Below are 21,262 nucleotides of genomic sequence, written 5' to 3' on the forward strand. Positions count from 1 at the left end.
TGCTGGAACAGCTCGGCGTCTTGCAGCCGCTCGCCGGCCAGCGCGTCGGCCTGGGCCAGTTGCACGCCGCCGCCGCTGTCCACATGGGTCAGCGCCGCGCGGAAGCCCTGGCGCACATTGCTGAAGGCGCGGCGTATGCGTTGGTCTACTTCATGCCACATGTTTTTCTCCTTATGTTTTGCCGGCGCGCATCGCCGGTATCCAGCACCGGTCTTCTTTCAGCGTCAGCCGCGTGACGCAGCCTTGGCCGCGGCCGCCTTCGAAAGTGCGCGCCATCAGGAAATAGGTGCCGTGGATGCCGTGCGGTTCGCTTTCCACTTCGATGCGTTGGCCGGGCGTCCATAGCGCGCCCTGGCTGTCGCGGTGGCCGGCCACGGTGGCCGTCAGCGTGTAGCCGGCCAGGCGGGCATCGGCCAGCATCTTGTCGGCGCGCGCGGCCAGTTCGGCCGGGCTGGCGGCGTCCGGCTCCACCTGGATGCGCGGCTTGTGATAGCAGACGTCGGAATCGAATGTTTGATGGCGCATGGCGTGGCGACCGGCCGTCAATGCCTGGCCGTGGGCCTGGCCCAGCAGGGTCAGCTCGGAATAGCGCTGCGCGTGGGAGCGGGTTTCGCTCAGGCTCAGCACATTGTTGCCCTTGCCGTCGCGGCGCAGGATCAGCCGCGCGGTGGCGGGGCGGCTGTAGTCCGGGCCGCCCACCACCAGGGTGCCGTCCGGATCGAACCAGGCGGTCAGGCCGTTGGCCTGCGCGGCGCGGGTGAGCACGTCCCAGGCGCTGTTGCCGGGATCGACGTTGATCTTCTCGATCTGGCCCTGAGCCTTGGCATCGACGCGGATATGGGCGATGCCCAGCGGCTTCACCACGTTGTCCAGCACGTCTTGCAGCGTCATGCCCTTGGCGGTGAACAAGGGCGCGCTGCAGTCCAGCAACATGCCGGCCAGGTCGCGGCCGGACAGCGCCAGCTGATGGCTGCCGGAGGCGACGCTGTGGCTGATGTCGTCGATGCGGCCCAGCAGCACGGTTTCGCCGCCGACCTGCACTTTCACCAGCGCGCCCGGCTCCACTTCCGGCGGAAAGGCGCCGCCGGGCAGGCCCAGCAACACCTGCCAGCCGTCGGCGGCCATGGCCAGGTCGGAATCGATGGCGTAGTGGGTCCAGTCGCCGTGCTGGCGGCCGTTGATTTGCAGGCTGACGGCGTGATTAGCGGGCGTAGCCATAGACCAGGGTTCCCGGAGTCAGGTGATTCGGTTGCGACAGTTGCGGGTTGAGCCGCAGCAGCTCGTCGGCGCGCTGGCTGTCGCCATACCACAGGTGGGCCAGCTGGCGCAGATTGCAGGCGGCGTCCACCTTGCGCTTCAGCAGGGGCGGTTTGGCGGCGATTAGCGCGGCGGCGCTTTGCTGCACCTGCAGGCCCAGCGTGCGCAGGCCGTCCACCACCGGATACGCGTCTTCAGACGCCATGCCGGCGCGCCATTGCTCCATAGTGGCTTGCAGCGAACCGCGCACATCGCCGGCGATCTGCTCCAGCGCCGGCGGTGTCAGCGTCGGCTTTTGCGCCTCGCTTTGAAAGATGCCGGCGGCCGCGGCGGCCAGTTTGGTGGAGACATGCAGCTGCAACATAGCGTCGATGCGGCGCTGGTCATCGGCCCAGACCGATAGCGAGGCGCCGGCGGCAAGCGGGGCGATATTCTGGCGCACCGTGGCCGGCAGGTTTTCCAGGCGGCGGCGCAGCGCTTTCCAGTCGGCCAGCGTGGCGGAGGGCAGCGCGGCGGCGGTTTTCAGCGCCGGCAGCGGGCCGAGATCGACTTTCAGATCCAGGCGCCAATTGGCGGCTGCGTCCACCAGCTGGGCGGCTTGGGCGACGAAGGCCTGCGGATAGGCCAGCAGGTCCGTGGCCTGGGCCACCGCCTGGTTGGCCATTTTCGCCAGCTGTCCCACCGTGGCGGTGAGCTGCTGGCGCAGCGCGGCCACCCGGCCCAGCGCGCCCTTGGCCGTCGCCACCACGCCTTGCGCCTTGGAGAAGGCCTCGCCGGCCATCTGGCGCAGCTTGTCCACCTGGGACGAGATGGCCTCCACCTGCGGCAGGGCGGCGCCGGCGGCGAAAAACGGATTGCCCGGCGTGGCTTCCACCCAGTTGATGTCCACCGTGCAGGAGTCCGGCGCGTCGGCGTCGTGGCTGATCTGGTAATCCAGCACCTGCGCCTGCGGCATGCTGCCGAACACCGGGTGCACCAGCTCGCCGGGGCCGGCGGCATCCAGCGCGGCGACGAGCTCGCGCAGCCGGCGCTGGTAGTCCTTGCCCCAGAACATGGCGGACAGCGATACCTTGCGCGCCTTGCGGCCCAGGTCTTCCACGTCCGCGCCATCCTTGTACGGGTATTCGTGCAGCGCCTGGTCGCGCTGCGCGCTGTCCACGCTCTTCAGGCAATCGAAGCGCACGCCGCGAAAGCTGGCGTCCACCAGGCCGCCGGACGAGGTTAGGCCGGCGAATACATTGAGGTTGAACATCAATTCCTCCTTTGTTGCTTGCTATTGGCGGCGTTGACGGCGGCGACGATGTTGCCGTTTTGGACGTCGACCACCACGCGTATCGGTTGCGCCAGCTGCGCCAGCGTGGCGCTGAGTTGGCCGATCAGGGCGGACAACTGGGCCTCTGCGGAATGGCCAGATGCAGCGGCGGCCGAGCTGGCGGCGGGCTTCTTGGCCGGGGGTGCCGGCTTGGCTGCCGCAGCGCTTGAGCCAGCAGATTTAGCCGGTTTGGCGGCGATGGCCGCTTTGGCCGGCGGCGTGATGTGGGACTCGGCAGGGGATGGCGATGCAGCGCTGGCGCTGGACGCGCCACTGACTTCCACCTTGCCGGTCTTGAAGCCTTCCACCTTCTTCATGCCGTCCATCAGGGCCTCGAACTCTGGATGAGTCAGGTCCTTGATTTTCTTGCCATGCAGGTCCAGGCCGCGGCTGGCGGCCAGCTGGTAGATGCCTGCGGCGTATTTGGCATGATTGGCCTTGCCCGAGTAGTCCGAAACCGCGTATTTGGGCAGCATCTGCTCGATGGTCTTGTCGCCGTGCCGCTGGGTCAGCAACTGGGCCTTGGCCGCGCGTCCCGCCGCTTCGTCGGCAAAGATGGCGTTTCCCCATTGATCCAGATCGACCACGCCCTGGTAGCGCTTTTGCGCGTCCGCCAGCGCGCGGGCCTTGCTGCGCTTGCTGTGGTCGGTTTTGTCATGGCTGCCGGCATAGCCGAACTTCAAGTTGCCCGGGTTGTTGTTGCGCCAGGCCACGGTGCCGCCGGTGCGCGTCTGCACCGTGCCGTCAGCCATCTGATAGACGCGGGTGGTGCCTTCGGCCCGCAGCAGCTTTTGCACGGCATCTGTGGCCGCGGGCGGTTGGGCGGATGCCGCCGCGGCGGGTTTCGCGGTGACTGGTTTCTGCGTAAGGGGTTGCGACGCCACAGCTTTGGGGTGAGGCGCTTTCTGCACGGCGGCGGCGGGTGGCGGCGCTTGCAGATATTCGGCCTTGGGGCGCAGGAATTTCTGCGGTCGCCCCCACCATGCGCCCTTGCCCATTTGGGCGCTGGACGCGCCTTTCTTGGACTGCGCGCCGAAGAAGCTGCCTTTGCCGGTCTTGGCGTCGTAGTCCTCGACGATGCCGGTGTGATGCTTGTCGCCATTCCACAGCGCGATGTCGCCGGGTTTGACGTCCTTGGCATCAACTTCCTCGTAATACTTGGAATGCGCCATGTCGGCGGTGGTCTGGTACGGAATGGCGTAGCCCGCGCCCTTGACCGCCTGGTTGACCAGATGCGAGCAGTCGATGCGCTTGACGCCCTTGGCGTCTTGCTCGCCGTTGCCGCCGAGTTTGTATCGGTAGCCGTCAAATCGGCTTCTTTGACTCAAAATTGTCTGACCGCCCGAAGCGGTGCTTGGCGTTGCGGACGAGGGCGGGTCTTTGGGCATGGCCGTTTTGGCATGCTGTTGGCTTGCTTGAATGGCTGGATGAGCGGGATGGGCCGCGCCTGTGTCGATGCCACTATGTGTTTTGACAGGGCGGGCCGCAGGCTCAGCCGCCGCGTCTGGCGTAGGCTGCGCGGCGGCATGGCCGCCTTGCATGGCTTGCTCCACTTGTGGCGCCAAACGGTTGATGGCGTTTTGCGCGCGCTGCGCATACTCGGTGGTAGAGGTGCCATTGCCGTCGCGGGTTTCTTTGTGCTGCTTGAAAAGCGCGCTGGCCCCGCCAACGCCTTTCAAATGCGCCGCGCCGGCGAAGGCCGCGATTCTCTCCGCGGAGTCGTTGGCGTTGATGGCCTTTAACTTGATGCCCTGCTGGATTTGTTTGTTGGTGTATTCAACAAACTTGGCGTCTTGCAGGGCTTTATCGCTAAGAAAGCTGCTGAGACCGCCCGGTGTTTTCCAGTTGGATTCATCCTCCAAGAATTTGGCGTGCAAGCCGGTGTTCTTGGCGTACCATTGTTTTCGCCAAGCTTTTCCGTATTCTTTCTTGGCTGCGGCGATAGCGGCATCGTATTTTTCACGATCGACCAGCCCGGTTTCTACCAGTGCTTCCGCACCGAACTGGTATTGGCCGTAGTAGCCCTGCTTGTTGTCGCTGTTAACCTTGCCGGCGCTTTCTTTCTGCATGACTGCAGAGGCGTAAGCGCGGGTTTGGGCCTCGGTTAAACCGGCGATTTTGTCCTTCCCCTGAAAAGACAGCGCATGTTGGACGAGATCGAATCCCTCGTTTGCTCTTTGATTCCGTGGTTTTTGAGTCATCGCAACCTGCCAGTGTGACGTGCTGCCTGTTGACGACACAGGCAGCACGGATTAACGACTTAGTGGAGTCACTCCGTCACTTTGCGCAGCGACATCAGCTTGATATCGCGGCGCGCTTCGTTTTCCACGCCGTATTTCTCGCCGACTTCCAGCGTGAAGCAGTCCAGGTAGCTCACGCGCTTGCCGCCCGGCGCCAGCGGGAACTCGGTCAGCTTGGCGCCTTCGATCGCTTCCCAGTCGATCTCGCCGCTCAGCGGAATGGAGACGGTCACGGCCAGTTCGTATTCCGACACGCCGCGGGCGAAGCCTTTGGCGCGGCCGCTGGAGTTCATGGTTTTCACCAGCTTGCGGCCGGTTTTGCTGCTGACGTTGAGGTCGATGACATCGATTTCCTGGCCATCCACTTCCAGGACGATGGAGCCTGCGTATTCTTTGAGAGCCATGAGTCTTTCCTTGTGGGTTCTAGAGAAGGGGCCGACCGGCGGCGCCGGCCGGCAAAGGGGAGAGCGTTACAGCAAGAGATCGATGCGGCCGGCGAACACGTGCAGGCCGTTGACCACGTCCACCGGGATTTTGGCGTCCAGGCGGTTGGCGTCCTGCAGATCGCGCTCCACGATCAGGCCGGCCTTGTTGGCTTCCACCTGTTCGATGATTTCCAGCTCTTCCAGCTTGTACAGCACGTCCAGCAGCTCGGAGCGGACCTTGGACGGCGTGCGGTCGGACAGCTTTTCGCGCGGGAAGCGCAGCGCGATGCGCTCGCGGCAGGCGCGGCGCACGTAGTCCAGGGTGCGGATGGTGGTGATGTCCAGCAGCGACACGTCGTCCACGCCCTGCGCATCCTTGGTGTAGGTGCTGATGGCGCGCACGATCTGCACGCGGTTGCCGGCGGCCACTTCCAGCGGGGTCACGCCGTTGTACAGCGCGCTTTCCTGCTCGGTGCGGGTGGTGCGGTAGGCCAGATCCACCACGTCCAGGCCTGGCAGCTCCAGCGTGTTCAGCGGACGGGCCGGATCTTCCTCGCTGGCGATCACCGCTGCGTAGGCGGCGGCGATGTCGCCAGGCAGCTTGGCGGAGCCGCGATACCAGGCGGCGGTGATGCGGCCGCTGTCCAGCTTGGCGGACAGGGCGCTGGCGTCGGCCAGCGCGCCGGTGCTGGCGATCACGCCGATGGCGCCGCGCTGCTCCAGCGGGCCGGACACGAAATCCAGATGGGCGCGCAGCGCGGTCAGCGCGGCATCGCCGGTGAACGGGCTGGCGATGATTTGATGGCCGCCGCTGGCTACGGCGGACAGGGCCGGCGCGATGTCCGGATCGCCGGCGCCGCCCTTCATCGGCGCGACGACGACGCCGAGGCCGGCGATCTGCTCCTGCGCCTTCAGCGCGATGGCGTTGCCCAGGCTGCCCTTGTGGCGGGCGGTGAGGGTCAGCACTTCCTTGGCCGCGACAGCCGTGATCGGCAGGTCGGTCAGCTTGGCCAGCGCGGCCTGAGCGTTGGCGGCGATCTTGGGCGCATCGTCGCCGGCGGCGACGGCGACGTCCACGCGGGAGGCACCGATGTACAGGCTCAGCACGCCGGCGGCGGTGGCCGGGCCGCTGAAGGTGAAGCTGCCGGCGGCCGGCACGCCGGCGGCATTGTCATCGACGGCGATCACCGTCAGCTGCAGGTAGGGGTTGGCATTGATGGCGGCGCGCGCCATCAGGTGGGCGAAGGAACCGCGGCCGAAAGCCTGGGCGGCCTGCTCGTCGCTGAACACGTCCAGCGCGGCCAGCGCCGGCTGGGCGGCGGTATCGGCCAGGCGCTGGCCGATCACCAGCACGCGTTGCGGATTGCCCGGCAGCGTGCGCACCGCCAGTTTGGTGTTGAACTCGAAGTACTTGCCCGGCTTGCGGATCGAGGCCGGAATCTGGTCGAAGCTGATGTTGGGGCTGGCCATGAGAAAAAGCTCCTGATTTGGCGGTTGGGAAAGGAGCCGCGCCGAGCGGCGCGGCGAGGGGAAAGGCGTGGGCGGCTTCAGGCTTTGGGGGCGTTGACGACGTCCTGGGCCTTGACGCCGGCGGAGCCGGCGACGTTGTAATTGAGTTGGACGCTTTGCGCGGGCTGTGCCGGGGTTTCCAGGCGGCCGCCGAAGGCGCGGAACAGCGCGTCCGGATCGGCGTCGCCTTGCGGCGCAGGCCAGTGGCCGTTGTCCAGCGCCTCGTCCAGCCAGTAGGTGCTGAAGTCGCAGGCCACCAGGCTCCACGGCTGGCCGTCGCGCGCCGCCTGGCCCAGCGGACGGACTTTTTCCGGCAGCAGCGGGTTGACGGCGAGGCCGAAGTCCTGCGAGGCCAGCAGGCGGCGCACCGCGTACACCAGCTGCCAGACGCCGGCGCCTTTGTAGGCGGCATCGGCTTGCAGGCGGTCGCCGACGATGACGGTGAACAGCGCGTTGGCCTTGTAGCGCAGACGCTGGCTGGATTGCGGCTGGCTGGAGACGATGCCGCCGGCCACGGTCCACAGCGCGGGCAGGCGGGCCAGCGCCTGCGGGTTGATCGTGGGGCTGGCCTGGCCCGGCGTGAGGCGGCTGCTGTAGTCGCCGTGGGCCAATTGCAGGCCGCACAGGGCGGTTTCGTCTAGGTCGGCCGCCACTTCGCGCACCATCTGGCCCATGCCCTGGCGCAGGCGGTCGGCGATGGCGGTTTGCAGCGTGATCAGCATGGACATGATCATTCCTTGGAGAATGCGGGGATGGGAGAAGTGTGCAGCGGGGAGCGCCTTGCGGCTTAGTTGAGGGGTGTCAGTGCAGTACGCGTTTGAGCATCTCGCCGGCCAAGGCGACCAGCAGCGCGGAGATGGCGCCGGACAAGGCGCCGCTCTTGGCGGCCTGCACTTCCACGTCGCGCAGCCGGCCGTCCAGCTCTTCCAGTTTTTTGTCCTGCTTGGCCAGGTGGGCGACGATCATGTCCAGCTTGCCTTCTATCCGGCCCAAGGCCATCAGGTTGTCCTGTTCCACGTGAAACCTCTCAGTCTTCCGCCTGTTGCTGGCACTGCACGCAGCGGGTGCAGCTGGGTATGGCCGCGCGGCGCGCGGCCGGTATCGCTTCGCCGCAGTCCTCGCAATGGCTGTAGCCGCTGGATTGCAGTTGCTGGAAATGGCGGGCCAGCGCCTGTTCGCGGAATTCGGTTTCCAGTTCGCTGGCGCGATCAAAGAAATCGCTCATGGTTGGGGTTCCTGTTGCGTGAAGAGTTGTTTCAGGGTGAGGAGGCGCTGCTCCAGCTCGCCGCACCAGGCGCCGTAGTCGGCGGCGTGGGCGAGGAGGTCGGGTGGCGGTAGCCCGCCGTCGGCGCCGGCGGCATGGGCGGCAGATCCAGCAGATAGGGGCTGGGCGCCGGGCAGGTCGGCGGGATAGCCGAGGAGCTGGCGGTAGAGGCGCAGGCTGTCAGGGCCAAGGCCAGTAAAGCGGGGGCCATCGTTGCGGGCGACATCGTCTATCCTTTGCGTTTGTTGGCGCCGCAGGGCTTGCAGCGCGTTTTGCTTGTCCAGCAGTTGGCCTTCCAGCCGGTCCATGCGTTGCCGCCATTGCTGTTGCCACGCCAGTGCGGCAGCCTGCTGTTGTTGCAGCTGCTGGCTGTGATCGGCTTGCAGTTCGGCAAGCTTGGCCGCCATTTCGGCCTGCCAGACATGGCGGCTGTGGGCGCTGCCCGCGGCATAACCGGCGGCGGCCGACAGGATGGGCAGCAGCAGGCAGCCGCCGATGCGCAAGGTGGACAGGCTGATCATGGCTGGCTCCGGTCGCGGTAGGCGGCGATCATGCGCAGCGAGGCGGAATAGCCGCCCACCACGCCCAGGTAGATCAGCCAGATGTCCGGCGTCAACGCGCCGCGCCAGCCGTCGCGGATGAACATCGCGGTGGCGGCGGCGCAGGCCACGTTGGCCCACAGCCGGCTATGGCTGATGCGGCGGCTGCGCGGACTGCACAGCAGGTCGGCGGGATGCATGCTCAGGGCTCCAGTGACAGTTGAAAATGCGGGAATTCGCGGTAGGGCGCGTCCAGTTGTCCATGCCAATACAGGCCCAGGCCGAGGGCGATGCGTCCCATTGTTTGCCAGTGGGGATGGTCGGCATCGCAGACCGGTTTGCCGCCGACCAGGGGCACGACGTCGAAGGCGCGCGCGGCCGGGCTGCCGTACAGCATGGCGTTGTGGGCGGATTCTCCGGGGCGGGCATAGGTGACGATCAGGCCGGGCTTGTCGCGACCTTGCTGGTACAGCGCGTCCTGCTCGGCCGCCGAGCGCCAGGTGCAGACGATCAACGGATCTACGCCGTGGTCGCGGCAGCGTCGCAGAAAGGTTTCGGCCAGCGGTTGCAGTTGCGGGTGCAGATCGGAAATGGCGCGGCTGGCCATGCGGGTTCTCCTAGGTTCGGGAAACAATCAATGCACTTCTCCCGGTGCCGGCGGGGTTTTCAACACGCGCCAGATCATGCGGTCGCTCAGGTGGTAGCGCATGGCGAGCACGCCGACCGCCTCATTGGCGCCCAGGCCATCGGCCAGCAATTCGTCGAAGTCGCGGATCAGTTGTTGATTGCGCGCCTGGCGCAGCGCCTGGCTGCAACGCGGGATGTACAAAATGTCGCCGCCGAAGTGATGGGTCAGCCGTTCCGCGGCCTCCTGGCCGATCACATCGACCAGCGCGGCGAAGCGCAGCTGGCCGGCGCGGCTCTGATTCTTGGAGAACGGCAGGGTAGTGCCGCCTAGCGCCTGCACCAGTTGCAGCGTGCGAGGCATGCCGATCAGCTTGGCGACCAGTTGCATGGTGGACGGCAGGGCGGGATATTGCGCAAGAGTATTCATCACGGAAGCTCCAGGAGGTCGCGAATGGCCTTGGGAGACAGTAAGTTCTAAATAAGTTACAATTTTCTGATCACGGGAAAGACAGCCAGCCGTGTATGATCGGGCTATTTTTTAGAACTAACTTGCCTTGGTCATCAGTTTAAGTATACGTTTCAACTGTAAAAATAGAATTATTGGAACTGATTTGTCATTTAATGGCTATTCTAGACGGGTATTTTGAACTAAACAAGCAGCGAGATGTCACTACGCATGTCAGTTCTATTGGACGAGATGACAAAAGAATAGTACTCTGGGGGGTCGATCCAGCGGTACATGCAACTGATGGAGTTCCAAATGGAAAATTCTCTGCAGGCTACGGGTTTCAAGCAGCGGCTGGAACTGCTGATCGGCGCCGAAAAGCCATACGCCTGGGCGGCGCGCATCGGCATCAACAAAGGCTCCTTTACCAATATGTGGTACAAGGGCGGCGTGCCCAGGATGGCGACGGCGCAGAAGATCGCGGCCAGCAGCGGCTGCCGTCTGCCTTGGCTATTGCACGGCGAAGGGGCGATGCGCGACGAGACGGTGGCGGCTGCCGAGCTGGCGGGCGACAGCGAGCGCGGCAGGACGGCGCGTCCGCTGGACGCGGATGACGATTTCGTGCCGCCGGACGTGCATGAGGAGTTCTGTTTTATACCGCGTTATAACTTGAGGGCGTCGGCCGGTTTTGGAACCAGCGCCTCGGGCGAACAGGCGATGTTCTATATGGCCTTCCGCCGTTACTGGGTAAAGAACTATCTCAACGCCTCGCCGCGCGATCTGGCGGTGATCAGCGTCAAGGGCGACAGCATGAGCGGCGTGTTGGAAGACCGGGACACCATTCTGGTCAACACCGCCGAGCGCAATCCCGGCGAAGGGCTGTTCGTGATCCGCATCGGCGACGATATCTTCGTCAAGCAGTTGCAACGGCTGCCGGGCGGCGCGGTGCAGGTAAAGAGCGCCAATCCGCTATATGAGACCTTTACCGTCGATCTGGCCGGCGCCGGCGCCGAGTTCGAGGTCATCGGCCGGGTGGTGTGGTTCGGCCGGCAGATCGCCTGAGGACCGCCCAAGGCGTTGGGTGTAAACTGTCGCTGACTTCGCAAGATCAGGATGCACCATGCAAAACCACATTCAGGCCAGCCTGGCCGAGGCGCAGAGCGCGCTCGATAATCTGCTGGCCAATCCGCAGGCGCTGGCCGCCATCGAGGCCGCCGGACAGACCATCATCGACGCGCTGGCTGGCGGCGGGCGGATTTTCTCCTGCGGCAATGGCGGCTCGATGTGCGACGCCATGCACTTCGCCGAGGAGCTGACCGGCCGCTACCGCGACAACCGCCGCGGCATGGCGGCGATTGCCATCAGCGATCCCAGCCACATCAGCTGCGTCGGCAACGATTATGGTTATGACGAAATCTTCGCCCGCTATCTGGAAAGCCACGGCCGGGCCGGCGACGTGCTGCTGGGCTTGAGCACCAGCGGCAACAGCCGCAATGTCATCCGCGCCGCCGAAGTGGCGCGCGAGCTGGGCATGAAGGTGATCATCCTGACCGGCCGCGCCGGCAGCAGGCTGGAGCCGCTGGCCGACGTCTACGTCAACACCCCGGGCGGCCATTACGCCGACCGGGTGCAGGAGCTGCATATCAAGGTGCTGCACATCCTGATCGAGCTGACCGAACGCCATTTCTGCCCGGAGAACTATCCGGCCCCATGATGGCGCGACGGCAGCCTGCGCGCCGGCCGACGCGGTTCAGTCGGCGTTGAGAAATTCGCCGATGCGGCGGTAGGCGAGGGCGCAGGCTTCCGGCACCAGCGCCTCCATGTTCAGGAAGGCGTGCATCTGGTCGTCCAGGTGCAGTTGCGCCACCGCCGCGCCGGCGGCCTGCAATTGGCGCGCGTACAACTGGCCTTCGTCGCGCAGGATGTCGAAGCCGGCAGTGATGACCAGCGTGGCGGGCAATCGCGCGCTGCATGGCCAATACAGCGGCGACATCTGCCGCCTATTTTCGTCATGCTGAAAATACTGGTCGAAATACCAGGCGGTGCGGCTGGCGGTGAGGAAGTAGCCCTCGCCGTTTTCCTTCACCGATGGCTGGGTCAGCGTGTAATCGACGCAGGGATAGATCAGCACCTGGCACGCGATCTCCAGCGAGGCATCTTGCTGCGCCTTGCCGCTGAGGCTGGCGCATAGCGCGCCGCCGGCGGAGTCTCCCGCCAGCGCCAGGCGCCGTCGGAAACGCAATTGGCGCTGTTCCAGCACGTCCCATACCCCCTTGGCCACCGCCCAGGCATCGTTCAAACCGGCGGGATAAGGGTTTTCCGGCGCCAGCCGGTATTCGGCCGCCACCACGATGTGGCGGCTGGCTGCCGCCAGCCGGCGGCTGATGCCGTCGTAAACGCTGACGCCGCCGGCCATGTGGCCGCCGCCATGCAGGAAGACCAGCACCGGCAGAGGCTGATCCGGGGCGGGGTGGTAGATCCGCACCGGCACGCTGTATTCGTGGCCGGGCACCAGGTCATCGTTGACCCAGGCGATATCGGAGCCGGGGCTGACCATCTGCGCGGTCAGTTGAGCCAGCGCCTCGCGCGCGCCGATGGCCGTGGCCTTGTAGCCGGCGGCGATTTTCTGCGCGGCTATTCGATTGAACTGTTCCAACCACGGTTGCAGCTTGGGGTGCAGTGTGTGCATGGTGGGCCTCTGCCAGAGGATGCGGCATGAATGGTTGTTTCAATTTATACCATACGCATTCTTGAGGCAAATGATGTGACCCATATGCCGACCATCCTCAGCCGAACAGCATTTCCAGCAGGCCAGGACGTTTGCGGCTGTTGAGCTTCTGGTTTTCCGCCAATAACTTGTCTATCAGATGGTTGTTGGCGCGGGGCTGGCGCGCTTTCACCAGGTCGCGTTTGCCCGATGGCGTCAGCGACAGCGCGCCGCTGTGCTTGCTCAGGCGATAGCCGCCGCCGCAGGCCGGGCAGTAGATGTCTTCGCCATCCGCGGCGTCCGACGGCACGGCGATGATGGGGCCGCAGGACAGGCAGCACTGCATGGGCACGCCTGGTTCGCTGTGTCCCAGCACATGGTCGAGCTTGCCGGCGCGGCCCAAGGCGACGAAGCGGTCGGCCAGCTCGGCGTCGAACTGGCCGCCGCGGTTTGCCTCGATGATGGCCAGGGCTTTCTCCGCCGGCATGCCCTGGCGGTAGGGCCGGCTGCTGGTCATCGCGTCAAAGGCATCGGTGATGCCGACGATGCGCGCCGCCAAGGGGATGGATTTGCCGCTGAGCTGGTTGGGATAGCCCCGGCCATCCGGCGTTTCGTGATGGCTGAGCACCGCGTCTATCACCAGGTCGGCCAAGGGATGGTCCAGCAGCAAATCCGCGCCGACTTGCGGGTGGGTCTTGATCACCGCGTATTCTTCGTCGCTCAGCTTGTCCGGCTTGTTCAGCACCGCGTCGGGCACCCCTATCTTGCCCAGATCATGCAGAAAGCCGCCCAGCGCGATGCGTTCCACTTCTTCCTGCGGCAGCTGCAGGTCCGTCGCCAGCAGCAGGCTATAGCGCGATACGCGCCATAGATGGCCGCCGGTATAGGCGTCGCGCGCCTCAACAAGCATGGCCATGGTGTACAGGGTTTTCAGCAGTTCGCGATTGGCTTGCATGGCAGCTCTCCTGGGAAGTGGTTTTCTTACTATGGCATATGCAAATCGAATCGACAGCGGACAGATGCTGCGCTGGCGAGATCACGACAGTCAGTCGAGTGTTTGATCTATTTCTTACGGCAAACCCTGGCCGAATATACAAATTTCATATTTCCTTTCTACTGTGCTGTGGTTGTGTCTATCCCTTCGATGCCGTACCCACCACTCATCACGAGGAGAACGCATGAAAGCATGGTTGCTGTTGGGCGTCGCGCTGGCCGCGCCTGCCTTTGCCGGGAATGCCGATGTGGCGCCGGACGCCCGCTACGCCCATATCCTGTCGCCGTCAGGTCCGCTGAGCCGGGAGCAGCTGCTGAAGCAAGGGCTGCCCAAGGCCAAGACTGCCACGGCGCGGCTGGGCACCCAGTCCGTGCCGGGCCCCGCGACTTACACCTATGTGCGCTGCTATTACCGCACCTCCGGCGCCAATACCCAACCGACGACCGACTACGTATGGGCGCTCGACCCGTCCAGCGGCGACTACTACCGGCTGAACGGCCACTGGTGGGGAAGCGGGCTGTTCGATTGGAAGAACATGTTTTACAGCGACGTGACGCAGGACGCGCTGCGCTCGGTCTGCCAGAGCACGCTGGCCAAAAAAGGCATCCAGCAGCCGCCGGCGATGGTGTTCGCCGCCGACAACGCCATGTCGTTCAACTACACGGTGTGGACCAATGACCAGGCAGGCCAAGGCAGCGCGATCAACAAGATCGTGGCCTTCGGCGACAGCCTGTCCGACAACCAGAACGTCTACAACGCCTCGCAATGGACGCTGCCGAATCGCAACAGCTGGTATGTCGGCCATTTCAGCAACGGCCCGGTGTGGGCGGAGTACCTGGCGTCGCGCTTGAAGCTGCCGCTGTACAACTGGGCGATAGGCGGGGCCGGCGTCAGCACCCAGAAGCTGGTGATTCCGGGCGTGGTGCAGCAGGTGCAGTCATGGCAGCAATACATGCAGCAGGCGCCCAACTACAACCCGGCCACGACCTTGTTCACCATGTGGATAGGCGGCAATGATCTGGTCAACTACGGCAGCACGCCGGACAAGGTGATTGCCGGCCAGCAGCAGGCGCTGACCAGCCTGATCCAGGCTGGCGGCCGCAACATTCTGCTGTTGAAGTTGCCCGATGTGTCGCGCGCTCCGGTGTACCAGCTGAAGGGCGGCGCCGCCACGGTGGCGGCCCAGGTGCTGGATTACAACCAGAAACTGTCCGCATTGGCCGCCTCGCTGAACCAGCAGTACGGCGTCAACATCCAGGTGTTCGACAGCTATGCGCTGTTCAACGATCTGCTGACCAATCCGGGCAAGTACCAAGTCAGCAACACCACCCAGTCCTGCCTGAACATCAACACCGATTCGGCGCTGAACTATATGCAGGGGCAGTCGCCGCGCGGCAACTGCGGCAATGCCGATACCTTTGTGTTCTGGGACACGCTGCATCCGACCACGCATACCCATCTGCTGCTGGGTAACGCGGTGGCGGACTTCCTCAGCTCGTCCGGCGCCATGCCGCTGTTGAAGACGCTGCATTGACCCGCTTAGGCGGACGGCGCTTGGTGCGTTGTCCGCCAGGGCTTACAATTCGGTTTTGAACCGGCCGGGGCCAACACCCCGGTCCGGCCGAACCGTAATCGAAAGCCCCCATGTCCAGCCTGACCGAACTCCTCAGCCGCGCCGCTGCGGCTCGCGCCGAACTCGTAGCGCGCCTCGCCGCCGAAGACACCAACTGCTACCGCTTGTTCCACGGCAGCGTCGAGGGCGTGCCCGGCCTCACCATAGACCGCTACGGCGAGCAGATCCTGGCGCAGAGCTTCCACCGCTCGCTGGAGGAGGCGGAACTGGAGGAAATCCGCGCCTATTACCGCGAGACCCTGCCTGAGCTGACGCTGGTGTACAACGACCGCAGCGAGGCCAATTCCCGTGTCCGCAACACCTTGCCGCTGGCCGAGCAGGCGGTGGCGGAACAGGACATCACCATCCGCGAAAACGGCGTGGCGTTTCACTACCAGGCGCGCCACAAGGGGCAGGACCCCTGGCTGTTCCTCGACCTGCGCGCCGCGCGCCGCCGCGTGATGCAGCTGGCAGACGGCAAGAGCGTGCTGAACCTGTTTTCGTATACCTGCGGCGTGGGCGTGGCGGCGGCCAAGGCCGGCGCCAGCTTCGTGCTGAACGTCGATTTCTCCGAATCCAGCCTCAGCGTGGGCCGCGCCAACGCCAAGCTGAACCTGCTGGCCACCCGCCCGCGCTGCCTGCACAGCGACGTGTTCGCCGCCGTGCGCCAGCTGTCCGGCATCGGCCAACCGGACCGCGTGCGCGGCAAGCGCATGCCGGCCTTCCCCAAGCTGGAGCCGCGCCAGTTCGATCTGGTGTTCCTCGACCCGCCGCGCTACTCCAAGAGCCAGTTTGGCGTGGTGGACCTGGTCAACGACTACCAGGCGCTGTTCAAGCCGGCTTTGCTGGCCACTGCGCCCGGCGGCATGCTGATCTGTTGCAATAATGTTGCAGAAGTCGACGGCGATGCCTGGCTGGAGTCGCTGAAGCGCAGCGCCGCCAAGGCGGGCCGCGAAGTGCGCGCCGCGGAGTGGATCGAGCCCGATGCCGACTTCCCGAGCAACGACGGCAAACACCCGCTGAAGATCGTATTGCTGAGTGTTTGAGCGCCGTTCTCCTCTTTCAAAACCGCTGCCCAGGCAGCGGTTTTTTCTTGTCCGGACTAGGCGCGGCAGCGGCAAATTGTGGTTATATATTTAAAATTTCAGGTTTATTTTAAATGTAAACGCCTGTTATTCTATTGTTGCAGGTGGTTTACGTAAGGCGCGGAATCCTTGCCGCGACCGATTGGCAAACCGGACCACCCGCTGACAACAAGATCAAGGTATCGGGTGAATACATGAAACGACTTTTCGCATCAACCTTGCTGGCCGGCCTGCTGGCCGCCGGCCAGGCGCAGGCGCAGGCGCAGGCGCCGCAACCGCCCAACGACGAACTGGACGGCGTGCTTTCCGCCGGCAAGCCGCTGTCCGAGGCTGAAGCGGCCTTGGCCGCCAGCCAGGCCAAACCGCAGCAGGGCAGCACGACCTACACCTATCTGCGTTGCTATTACCGGGTCAGCCCGGCGTCCAATCAGCCGCAAACCCGTTATGTCTGGGCGACCGACCCGTCCAGCGGCGACTACTACCGCGTCAACGGCTACTGGTGGTCCGGCAGCATCGTGGCGCTGAAAAACATGTTCTACAGCGAGGCCAGCCAGGACGCGCTGCGCGCGGCATGCCAGAACACGCTGGCCAAGCAGGGCATCAATCGCCCACTGGCGCTGGTGGCCGCCGCCAACAACGCCATGTCGTACAACCACACCATCTGGACGCTGGACAGCGCGGCGCAGGGTCCGGCCATCAACAAGCTGATCGTGTTCGGCGACAGCCTGTCCGATACCCAGAACATGTACGGCGCGTCGCAGTGGAAGCTGCCCACCGCCCAGAGCTGGTATATCGGCCGCTTCAGCAATGGCCGCGTGTGGGTGGAGCATCTGGCCGAGCAGCTGGGGCTGCCGATCTACAACTGGGCGATAGGCGGCGCGGCGGCGGACAAGCATCTGGTGGTGCCGGGACTGTTGCAGGAAGTGGATTCCTGGACGCAATACATGCAGAAGGCGCCGGGCTACCGTGCGGAGAATACGCTGTTCACCATGCTGATCGGCGGCAACGACCTGCTGAACTACGGCCGCAGCGTCGATCAGGTGATCGCCGACCAAGGCAAGGCGCTGGAAAAGATCATCGCCGCCGGCGGCCGCAATATCGTGGTGCTGAACCTGCCCGACTTGTCGCGCACGCCGTCCGGCAGCAGCGGCGGCAAGGCCGCGCAACTGGCGCAGCAAGTGAAGGACTACAACGCCAAGTTGACGGCGCTGGTGGCCACGCTGCAGCAGAAACATGGCGCCGGCCTCAAGCTCAGGCTGTTCGACGCTTACGGCATGTTCAACGATCTGTTGGCCAATCCGGCCAAGTACCAGGTCAGCAACACCACCCAGTCCTGCCTGAACGTGGCCGCCAATGCCAGCCTGCCTTATATTTCGGCGCAGACGCCGCGGCCGGAGTGCACCAATGCCGACGCCTATGTGTTCTGGGACAATCTGCACCCGACCACGCACACCCATCTGCTGCTGGGCGGCTTCGTCGCCGACTTCGTGCGGCAGCAGGGCTATGCGCTGCCGGTCCAGGCCAAGGCGATGACGCGTCGGCGTTGACATTTCGGGGAGGTCTTCGCGCGTTCGCCTTTTTCTTGTCGGCGGCCTTATGCAAACGCTAAGCTTGAGCAGATGAGAGAAGACTAGGGGCCCGCGCAGGGCCCTTGTTGCTTGAGGGAGACCAAGATGACCGAAACCGCTCCGCTGACACCAAAACCCTGTCCCAAATGCGGCGCGCGCGGCGAGCTGGTGAAGGCCGGTTCGCGCCGGCTGTGGGTGCAGTGCAGCCGCTATCCGGAAAAGGGCAATTGCCCGGCCATCGGCGCGCAGGCCGACAACAAGAAGGAAGCGATTCTGAACTGGAATCGGCTGAAGTAAGCCCCGCTGCCGAATTCGCCGACTCGACCGCGCAGCGCCCAGCCAGCGCCTTGGGCTTACTGGTTGGCCCGCACCCAGCGGTGCCACTGCGAGAACAGCTCCGGCGTGATGGCGGCCACCACCGAGCGCTTCCAGATCACGTCGCTCCAGTAATCGTCGGTATTCAGACTGGCCAGACGGGCGCCGGCTTCCTCGGCGATGACGGCCCCGGCGGCGTAGTCCCACAGCCGCTGGCCGCCATGCAGATACAGGTCGTAGCGGCCGGCCGCCAGAAAGCACCAGTCCAGCGTGCTGGAGCCCATATTGCGCTGGCTGCCGCACGGCGCCACGCTGCCGATGCGCGCCGCCAGCTTGCCGGAGCGCAGATACTTGACTTCAACGCTGGCGATGGCGTCGCCGATGCAGTTGTTGATGGTCTTCAGCGGCAGGCGATGGCCGTTCAGCCAGGCGCCGAGGCCGCGGCGGGCGTAGAACATCTCGTCCGACACCGGGTTATAGATCACGCCCAGCTCGCTCTTGCCGGCCACCATCAGGCCGACCGAGATGGCGAAATACGGCAGGCCGTTGACGAAGTTGGTGGTGCCGTCTATCGGGTCCACCACCCACAGGCCGTTGCGGTTGGCCTCCCACAGCGCGTCCTGTTCCTCGCGCTCCATCTCCTCGCCCAGCACCGGATGCGGCAGAATGGCCGGCAGGCCGTGTTGCAGCGCTTGCTGGCAGGCCAGGTCGGCCTCGGTGAACAGGGTGCCGTCGTCCTTGCGGCTTTTGCCCACGTGCAAAAAGCGCGGCATGACCTCGCGCGCCGCCACTTCGCGCACCAGTCGCATCACCTGTTCTAGCACCTGCATCCTGTCTCTCCTGCAAAAATGCGTCGTCGCGGCGCAAAAGCGGTTTGCCGAATGAAGCAAACCTAGCAAAATACCGGTATCAACAGCGACTTTCAATATCCGATGCCAAGGTTTTATCTGGACGCCGACCTCGCGGTCGGCCAGCAACTGTCCCTGCCCGATGCTGTGGTGCGTCATATCCAAGTATTGCGGCTGAATGCCGGCGACGCCATCACCTTGTTCAATGGACGCGGCGGCGAGTATCACGCCGTGCTCGGGGCGGTGATGAAGCGCGACGCGCAGTGCGTGATCGAGCGTTTCGACGACGTTTCACGTGAAACCCCGCTGTGGCTGGGCCTGGCACAGGGCATTTCCGGCGGCGACAAGATGGAGTTCACGCTGCAGAAGGGCGTGGAAATGGGCGTGGCGGTGTTCCAGCCCATCGCCGCCGGCCGCTCCGTGGTGAAACTCAGCGGCGAGCGCGCCGACAAGCGGGTGGCGCGCTGGCAGGAGATCGTGGTTTCCGCCTGCGAGCAAAGCGGCCGCAACACGGTGCCGCAGGTGCTGCCCATTCTGACGCTGAACGAGTGGCTGGCGCAGCGCCAGGAAGCCGACATCCGGCTGATCCTGTCGCCGCGCGGCGACAAGAGCCTGGCGCAGTTGGCCGAGCGGCCGGCGCGCAGCTGGCTGATGGTGGGGCCGGAGGGCGGCTTCTCCGCGCCGGAGGAGGATGCGGCCTTGGCCGCTGGCTGGACGCCGCTGAAGCTGGGGCCGCGCATCCTGCGCACCGAAACCGCCGCGCTGGCCGCTGTCGGCGCCATGCAGGCGGTGTGGGGGGATTACCGGTAGGGCGGAAGCCCCAAGGGGGCGTTCCGCCGAGTCTCTGTGCATGCAAGTCGTTTGGCGCTAGCGTGATGGACGGCGAGATGGCGGAACGCCCGGCATGGCCGGGCTTCCGCCCTACAGGAAGCGCAGCGGGTCGATGTGCCACTTCTCCGGCGACTCGTGCTTGACGATCTTGTCGCCGCCGCCGGCGCCCATGCGGCGCGACAGGTCAACGATTTCCGGCTTGATGTGGGTATTGCTCTTGATGCTGAAGAACACCTTTACCTTGGGGCAGATCAGATTGTGGTCGTTCTGCTCCACCACCACGCCCAGCCTGCCGCTTTCCAGCCGCACCAGGGTGCCGATGGGGTAGATGCCGATGGCGCGCATGAAGGCCTGCACCAGCTCCGGGTTGAAGTGGAACTTCGACCATTCGTAGATCTTGCGCAGGGCGTCGGTCGGCGACATGCCCTGGTGGTAGCAGCGGTCGGAGGTCAACGCGTCGTAGACGTCGACGATGGCGGCCATCTGTCCCAGCTGGGAAATCTCGTCGCCTTTTAGGCCCGCCGGATAGCCGCTGCCGTCATGGCGTTCGTGGTGCTGGCCGGCCACCTGGATGGCGATTTCCGGAATGCCCGGCGTGGCATGCAGGATTTTCTGGCTTTCCACCACATGGCACTTCATCACCTTGAATTCCTGCTCGGTCAGTTTGCCCGGCTTGTTCAGGATGTCGTCCGGCACCTTCATCTTGCCGATATCGTGCAGCATGCCGCCGATGCCGGCGTGATGGATGGCCTCGCGGCTCATGCCCAGCGCGTTGCAAAAGCTGACCATCAGCGCGCCGACGCTGACCGAGTGCTGGAAGGTGTAGTTGTCCTTGTCCTTGATCCGGCATAGCGACAGCAGCGCGCCGTTGTTGCGCAGAATGGATTCAGTCAGTTTTTCTACCTGCGGTTCCACTTGCTCCAGCTGCACCTGCTTGCCCAGGCGCACATCCTGCAGGATGTGGCGGACGATCAGGTTCGCCTCGTTGTGGACCAGCTGGGCGCGGCCGAACTCCTCCGCCGCCTCGACTTTGCGCGTCACGGTGCTGGGGCGGCTGGCGATTTCGATCAGCTCGCTTTCCAGCTTCTGCCGCACCTCGTGTTCGGTAGGCGCGGACGGCAGATCGAGGCCCTTGCTGGTATCGATGTAAACCTCGTGGATGCCGGAATCGATAATCTTTTCGATTTCCGATTCCTTGCGCACCAGGAAGCGGTTGACCAGGAAGGGGTGGGACATCCAGTCGCTGTTCAGATCGTGGATGTACATGCCGATCTTGATGTCTTTGACGTCTATGCGCTTGATCATGTCGGGTGTTCGGGAAAAGTTGAGTGCGGGCCGTGGCGCAGCCTCTACTACAAGCATCATCCCCGCTGCGTCGATTTGCAAGGCTGCTGCGGGAACTGTTGCAATTCGGCCTGCCTGCGGCGGCGGAAAAGGACCGGCATCGAAAAAAAATGGACTGATCATGGGCTCTGCATCTTGTCAGCGGAGCAGAGGTAGGATATATTCCGACAATTTTGTTCGGAACGCAGGCATGAAACAGGCAGCAAGACAGCGAAGCAGCATCAGCGACACCCGTCTGGGTGGCGCGGCGGCGTTGTTGTTCCGCGCCATCGTTCCCGACGCTCCCGTATTCCGCAAAAAAAGCCCCTGAATCCAGGGGCTTTTTTTTCGTCCGCAACCG

At 64.5% G+C, this 21,262-nt stretch carries 24 protein-coding genes; 7 read left to right on the forward strand and 17 right to left on the reverse strand.

What is annotated here, in order from left to right; genetic code table 11:
* The 13 genes from JHD59_RS23120 to JHD59_RS17610 form a co-directional block, all read right to left on the reverse strand.
* Window positions 1-161: phage baseplate assembly protein (locus JHD59_RS23120; RefSeq protein ID WP_255521410.1), on the reverse strand; the 161-nt coding region annotated here is incomplete at its 3' end.
* A gap of 10 nt (window positions 162-171) precedes the next feature.
* Complete coding sequence (locus JHD59_RS17555) at window positions 172-1,218, reverse strand: phage baseplate assembly protein (protein ID WP_233164354.1); 1,047 nt, start codon at window positions 1,216-1,218, stop codon at window positions 172-174.
* Window positions 1,202-2,509 (reverse strand): DNA circularization protein, encoded by a 1,308-nt coding sequence (locus JHD59_RS17560; protein WP_199155181.1) that lies wholly within the window; start codon window positions 2,507-2,509, stop codon window positions 1,202-1,204. Before JHD59_RS17560 ends, JHD59_RS17555 begins: the two co-directional genes overlap by 17 nt.
* Window positions 2,509-4,638 (reverse strand): NlpC/P60 family protein, encoded by a 2,130-nt coding sequence (locus JHD59_RS17565; RefSeq protein ID WP_199155182.1) that lies wholly within the window; start codon window positions 4,636-4,638, stop codon window positions 2,509-2,511. The genes JHD59_RS17560 and JHD59_RS17565 overlap by 1 nt, the downstream gene beginning before the upstream one ends.
* Before the next feature lie 200 nt (window positions 4,639-4,838).
* The gene (locus JHD59_RS17570; RefSeq protein ID WP_043625663.1) at window positions 4,839-5,213 is read right to left on the reverse strand and encodes a hypothetical protein; all 375 of its coding nucleotides are present in this window, start codon (window positions 5,211-5,213) and stop codon (window positions 4,839-4,841) included.
* A gap of 66 nt (window positions 5,214-5,279) precedes the next feature.
* The gene (locus JHD59_RS17575) at window positions 5,280-6,704 is read right to left on the reverse strand and encodes a phage tail sheath subtilisin-like domain-containing protein (RefSeq protein WP_199155183.1); all 1,425 of its coding nucleotides are present in this window, start codon (window positions 6,702-6,704) and stop codon (window positions 5,280-5,282) included.
* Between the two features lie 77 nt (window positions 6,705-6,781).
* Window positions 6,782-7,471 (reverse strand): DUF1834 family protein, encoded by a 690-nt coding sequence (locus JHD59_RS17580; RefSeq protein ID WP_199155184.1) that lies wholly within the window; start codon window positions 7,469-7,471, stop codon window positions 6,782-6,784.
* Window positions 7,472-7,544: 73 nt separating this feature from the next.
* On the reverse strand, window positions 7,545-7,760 hold the full coding sequence (locus JHD59_RS17585; protein WP_071110672.1) for a hypothetical protein: 216 nt from the start codon (window positions 7,758-7,760) through the stop codon (window positions 7,545-7,547).
* Between the two features lie 10 nt (window positions 7,761-7,770).
* Window positions 7,771-7,968: a TraR/DksA C4-type zinc finger protein gene (locus tag JHD59_RS17590; protein WP_043625671.1), complete on the reverse strand. Its 198-nt coding sequence runs from the start codon at window positions 7,966-7,968 to the stop codon at window positions 7,771-7,773.
* Window positions 7,965-8,528 carry a hypothetical protein gene (locus JHD59_RS17595; protein ID WP_199155185.1) on the reverse strand — a complete coding sequence of 188 codons (564 nt, stop codon included), beginning with the start codon at window positions 8,526-8,528 and terminating at the stop codon, window positions 7,965-7,967. Before JHD59_RS17595 ends, JHD59_RS17590 begins: the two co-directional genes overlap by 4 nt.
* On the reverse strand, window positions 8,525-8,746 hold the full coding sequence (locus tag JHD59_RS17600) for a hypothetical protein (protein ID WP_103318866.1): 222 nt from the start codon (window positions 8,744-8,746) through the stop codon (window positions 8,525-8,527). The genes JHD59_RS17595 and JHD59_RS17600 overlap by 4 nt, the downstream gene beginning before the upstream one ends.
* A 2-nt stretch (window positions 8,747-8,748) precedes the next feature.
* Window positions 8,749-9,153 carry a M15 family metallopeptidase gene (locus tag JHD59_RS17605; RefSeq protein WP_103318868.1) on the reverse strand — a complete coding sequence of 135 codons (405 nt, stop codon included), beginning with the start codon at window positions 9,151-9,153 and terminating at the stop codon, window positions 8,749-8,751.
* Between the two features lie 27 nt (window positions 9,154-9,180).
* Complete coding sequence (locus tag JHD59_RS17610) at window positions 9,181-9,600, reverse strand: Mor transcription activator family protein (RefSeq protein WP_043625680.1); 420 nt, start codon at window positions 9,598-9,600, stop codon at window positions 9,181-9,183.
* A gap of 333 nt (window positions 9,601-9,933) precedes the next feature.
* Here JHD59_RS17610 and JHD59_RS17615 point away from each other — a divergent pair, with 333 nt between their 5' ends.
* On the forward strand, window positions 9,934-10,680 hold the full coding sequence (locus JHD59_RS17615) for a S24 family peptidase (protein WP_199155186.1): 747 nt from the start codon (window positions 9,934-9,936) through the stop codon (window positions 10,678-10,680).
* A 58-nt stretch (window positions 10,681-10,738) separates the two neighbouring features.
* Window positions 10,739-11,332: a D-sedoheptulose 7-phosphate isomerase gene (gmhA, locus tag JHD59_RS17620; protein ID WP_103318873.1), complete on the forward strand. Its 594-nt coding sequence runs from the start codon at window positions 10,739-10,741 to the stop codon at window positions 11,330-11,332.
* A 36-nt stretch (window positions 11,333-11,368) separates the two neighbouring features.
* On the opposite strand, the gene JHD59_RS17625 is transcribed toward gmhA, so the two are convergent.
* Window positions 11,369-12,307 carry an alpha/beta hydrolase gene (locus JHD59_RS17625; protein WP_233164355.1) on the reverse strand — a complete coding sequence of 313 codons (939 nt, stop codon included), beginning with the start codon at window positions 12,305-12,307 and terminating at the stop codon, window positions 11,369-11,371.
* Between the two features lie 97 nt (window positions 12,308-12,404).
* Window positions 12,405-13,280 carry an HD domain-containing phosphohydrolase gene (locus tag JHD59_RS17630; RefSeq protein ID WP_199155187.1) on the reverse strand — a complete coding sequence of 292 codons (876 nt, stop codon included), beginning with the start codon at window positions 13,278-13,280 and terminating at the stop codon, window positions 12,405-12,407.
* A 223-nt stretch (window positions 13,281-13,503) separates the two neighbouring features.
* On the opposite strand from JHD59_RS17630, the gene JHD59_RS17635 reads away from it, so the two are divergent.
* The 4 genes from JHD59_RS17635 to JHD59_RS17650 all read left to right on the forward strand — a co-directional run bounded on the left by JHD59_RS17635 (window position 13,504) and on the right by JHD59_RS17650 (window position 17,881).
* Window positions 13,504-14,853, forward strand: a complete 1,350-nt coding sequence (locus JHD59_RS17635; RefSeq protein ID WP_233164357.1) for an SGNH/GDSL hydrolase family protein — start codon at window positions 13,504-13,506, stop codon at window positions 14,851-14,853.
* A 110-nt stretch (window positions 14,854-14,963) separates the two neighbouring features.
* Window positions 14,964-15,977, forward strand: a complete 1,014-nt coding sequence (locus tag JHD59_RS17640; protein ID WP_199155188.1) for a class I SAM-dependent rRNA methyltransferase — start codon at window positions 14,964-14,966, stop codon at window positions 15,975-15,977.
* A 233-nt stretch (window positions 15,978-16,210) separates the two neighbouring features.
* A complete protein-coding gene (locus tag JHD59_RS17645) occupies window positions 16,211-17,563 on the forward strand; it encodes an SGNH/GDSL hydrolase family protein (protein ID WP_233164359.1) in 1,353 nt (450 codons plus the stop codon).
* A gap of 126 nt (window positions 17,564-17,689) precedes the next feature.
* Window positions 17,690-17,881 (forward strand): Lar family restriction alleviation protein, encoded by a 192-nt coding sequence (locus tag JHD59_RS17650; protein ID WP_103318882.1) that lies wholly within the window; start codon window positions 17,690-17,692, stop codon window positions 17,879-17,881.
* 56 nt (window positions 17,882-17,937) lie between these two features.
* Here the strand turns inward: JHD59_RS17650 and JHD59_RS17655 are convergent, their stop codons facing one another.
* Window positions 17,938-18,723: an inositol monophosphatase family protein gene (locus tag JHD59_RS17655; protein ID WP_199155199.1), complete on the reverse strand. Its 786-nt coding sequence runs from the start codon at window positions 18,721-18,723 to the stop codon at window positions 17,938-17,940.
* A gap of 108 nt (window positions 18,724-18,831) precedes the next feature.
* Between JHD59_RS17655 and JHD59_RS17660 the strand changes: the two genes are divergently transcribed.
* Window positions 18,832-19,557, forward strand: coding sequence for a 16S rRNA (uracil(1498)-N(3))-methyltransferase (locus JHD59_RS17660; protein WP_199155189.1), 726 nt, complete (start codon window positions 18,832-18,834; stop codon window positions 19,555-19,557).
* Between the two features lie 111 nt (window positions 19,558-19,668).
* On the opposite strand, the gene JHD59_RS17665 is transcribed toward JHD59_RS17660, so the two are convergent.
* Window positions 19,669-20,883 (reverse strand): HD-GYP domain-containing protein, encoded by a 1,215-nt coding sequence (locus JHD59_RS17665; RefSeq protein ID WP_103318888.1) that lies wholly within the window; start codon window positions 20,881-20,883, stop codon window positions 19,669-19,671.
* Between the last annotated feature and the right edge of the window lie 379 nt (window positions 20,884-21,262).

Source organism: Chromobacterium sp. ASV23 (assembly GCF_016428945.1).
Taxonomy (GTDB): domain Bacteria; phylum Pseudomonadota; class Gammaproteobacteria; order Burkholderiales; family Chromobacteriaceae; genus Chromobacterium; species Chromobacterium sinusclupearum.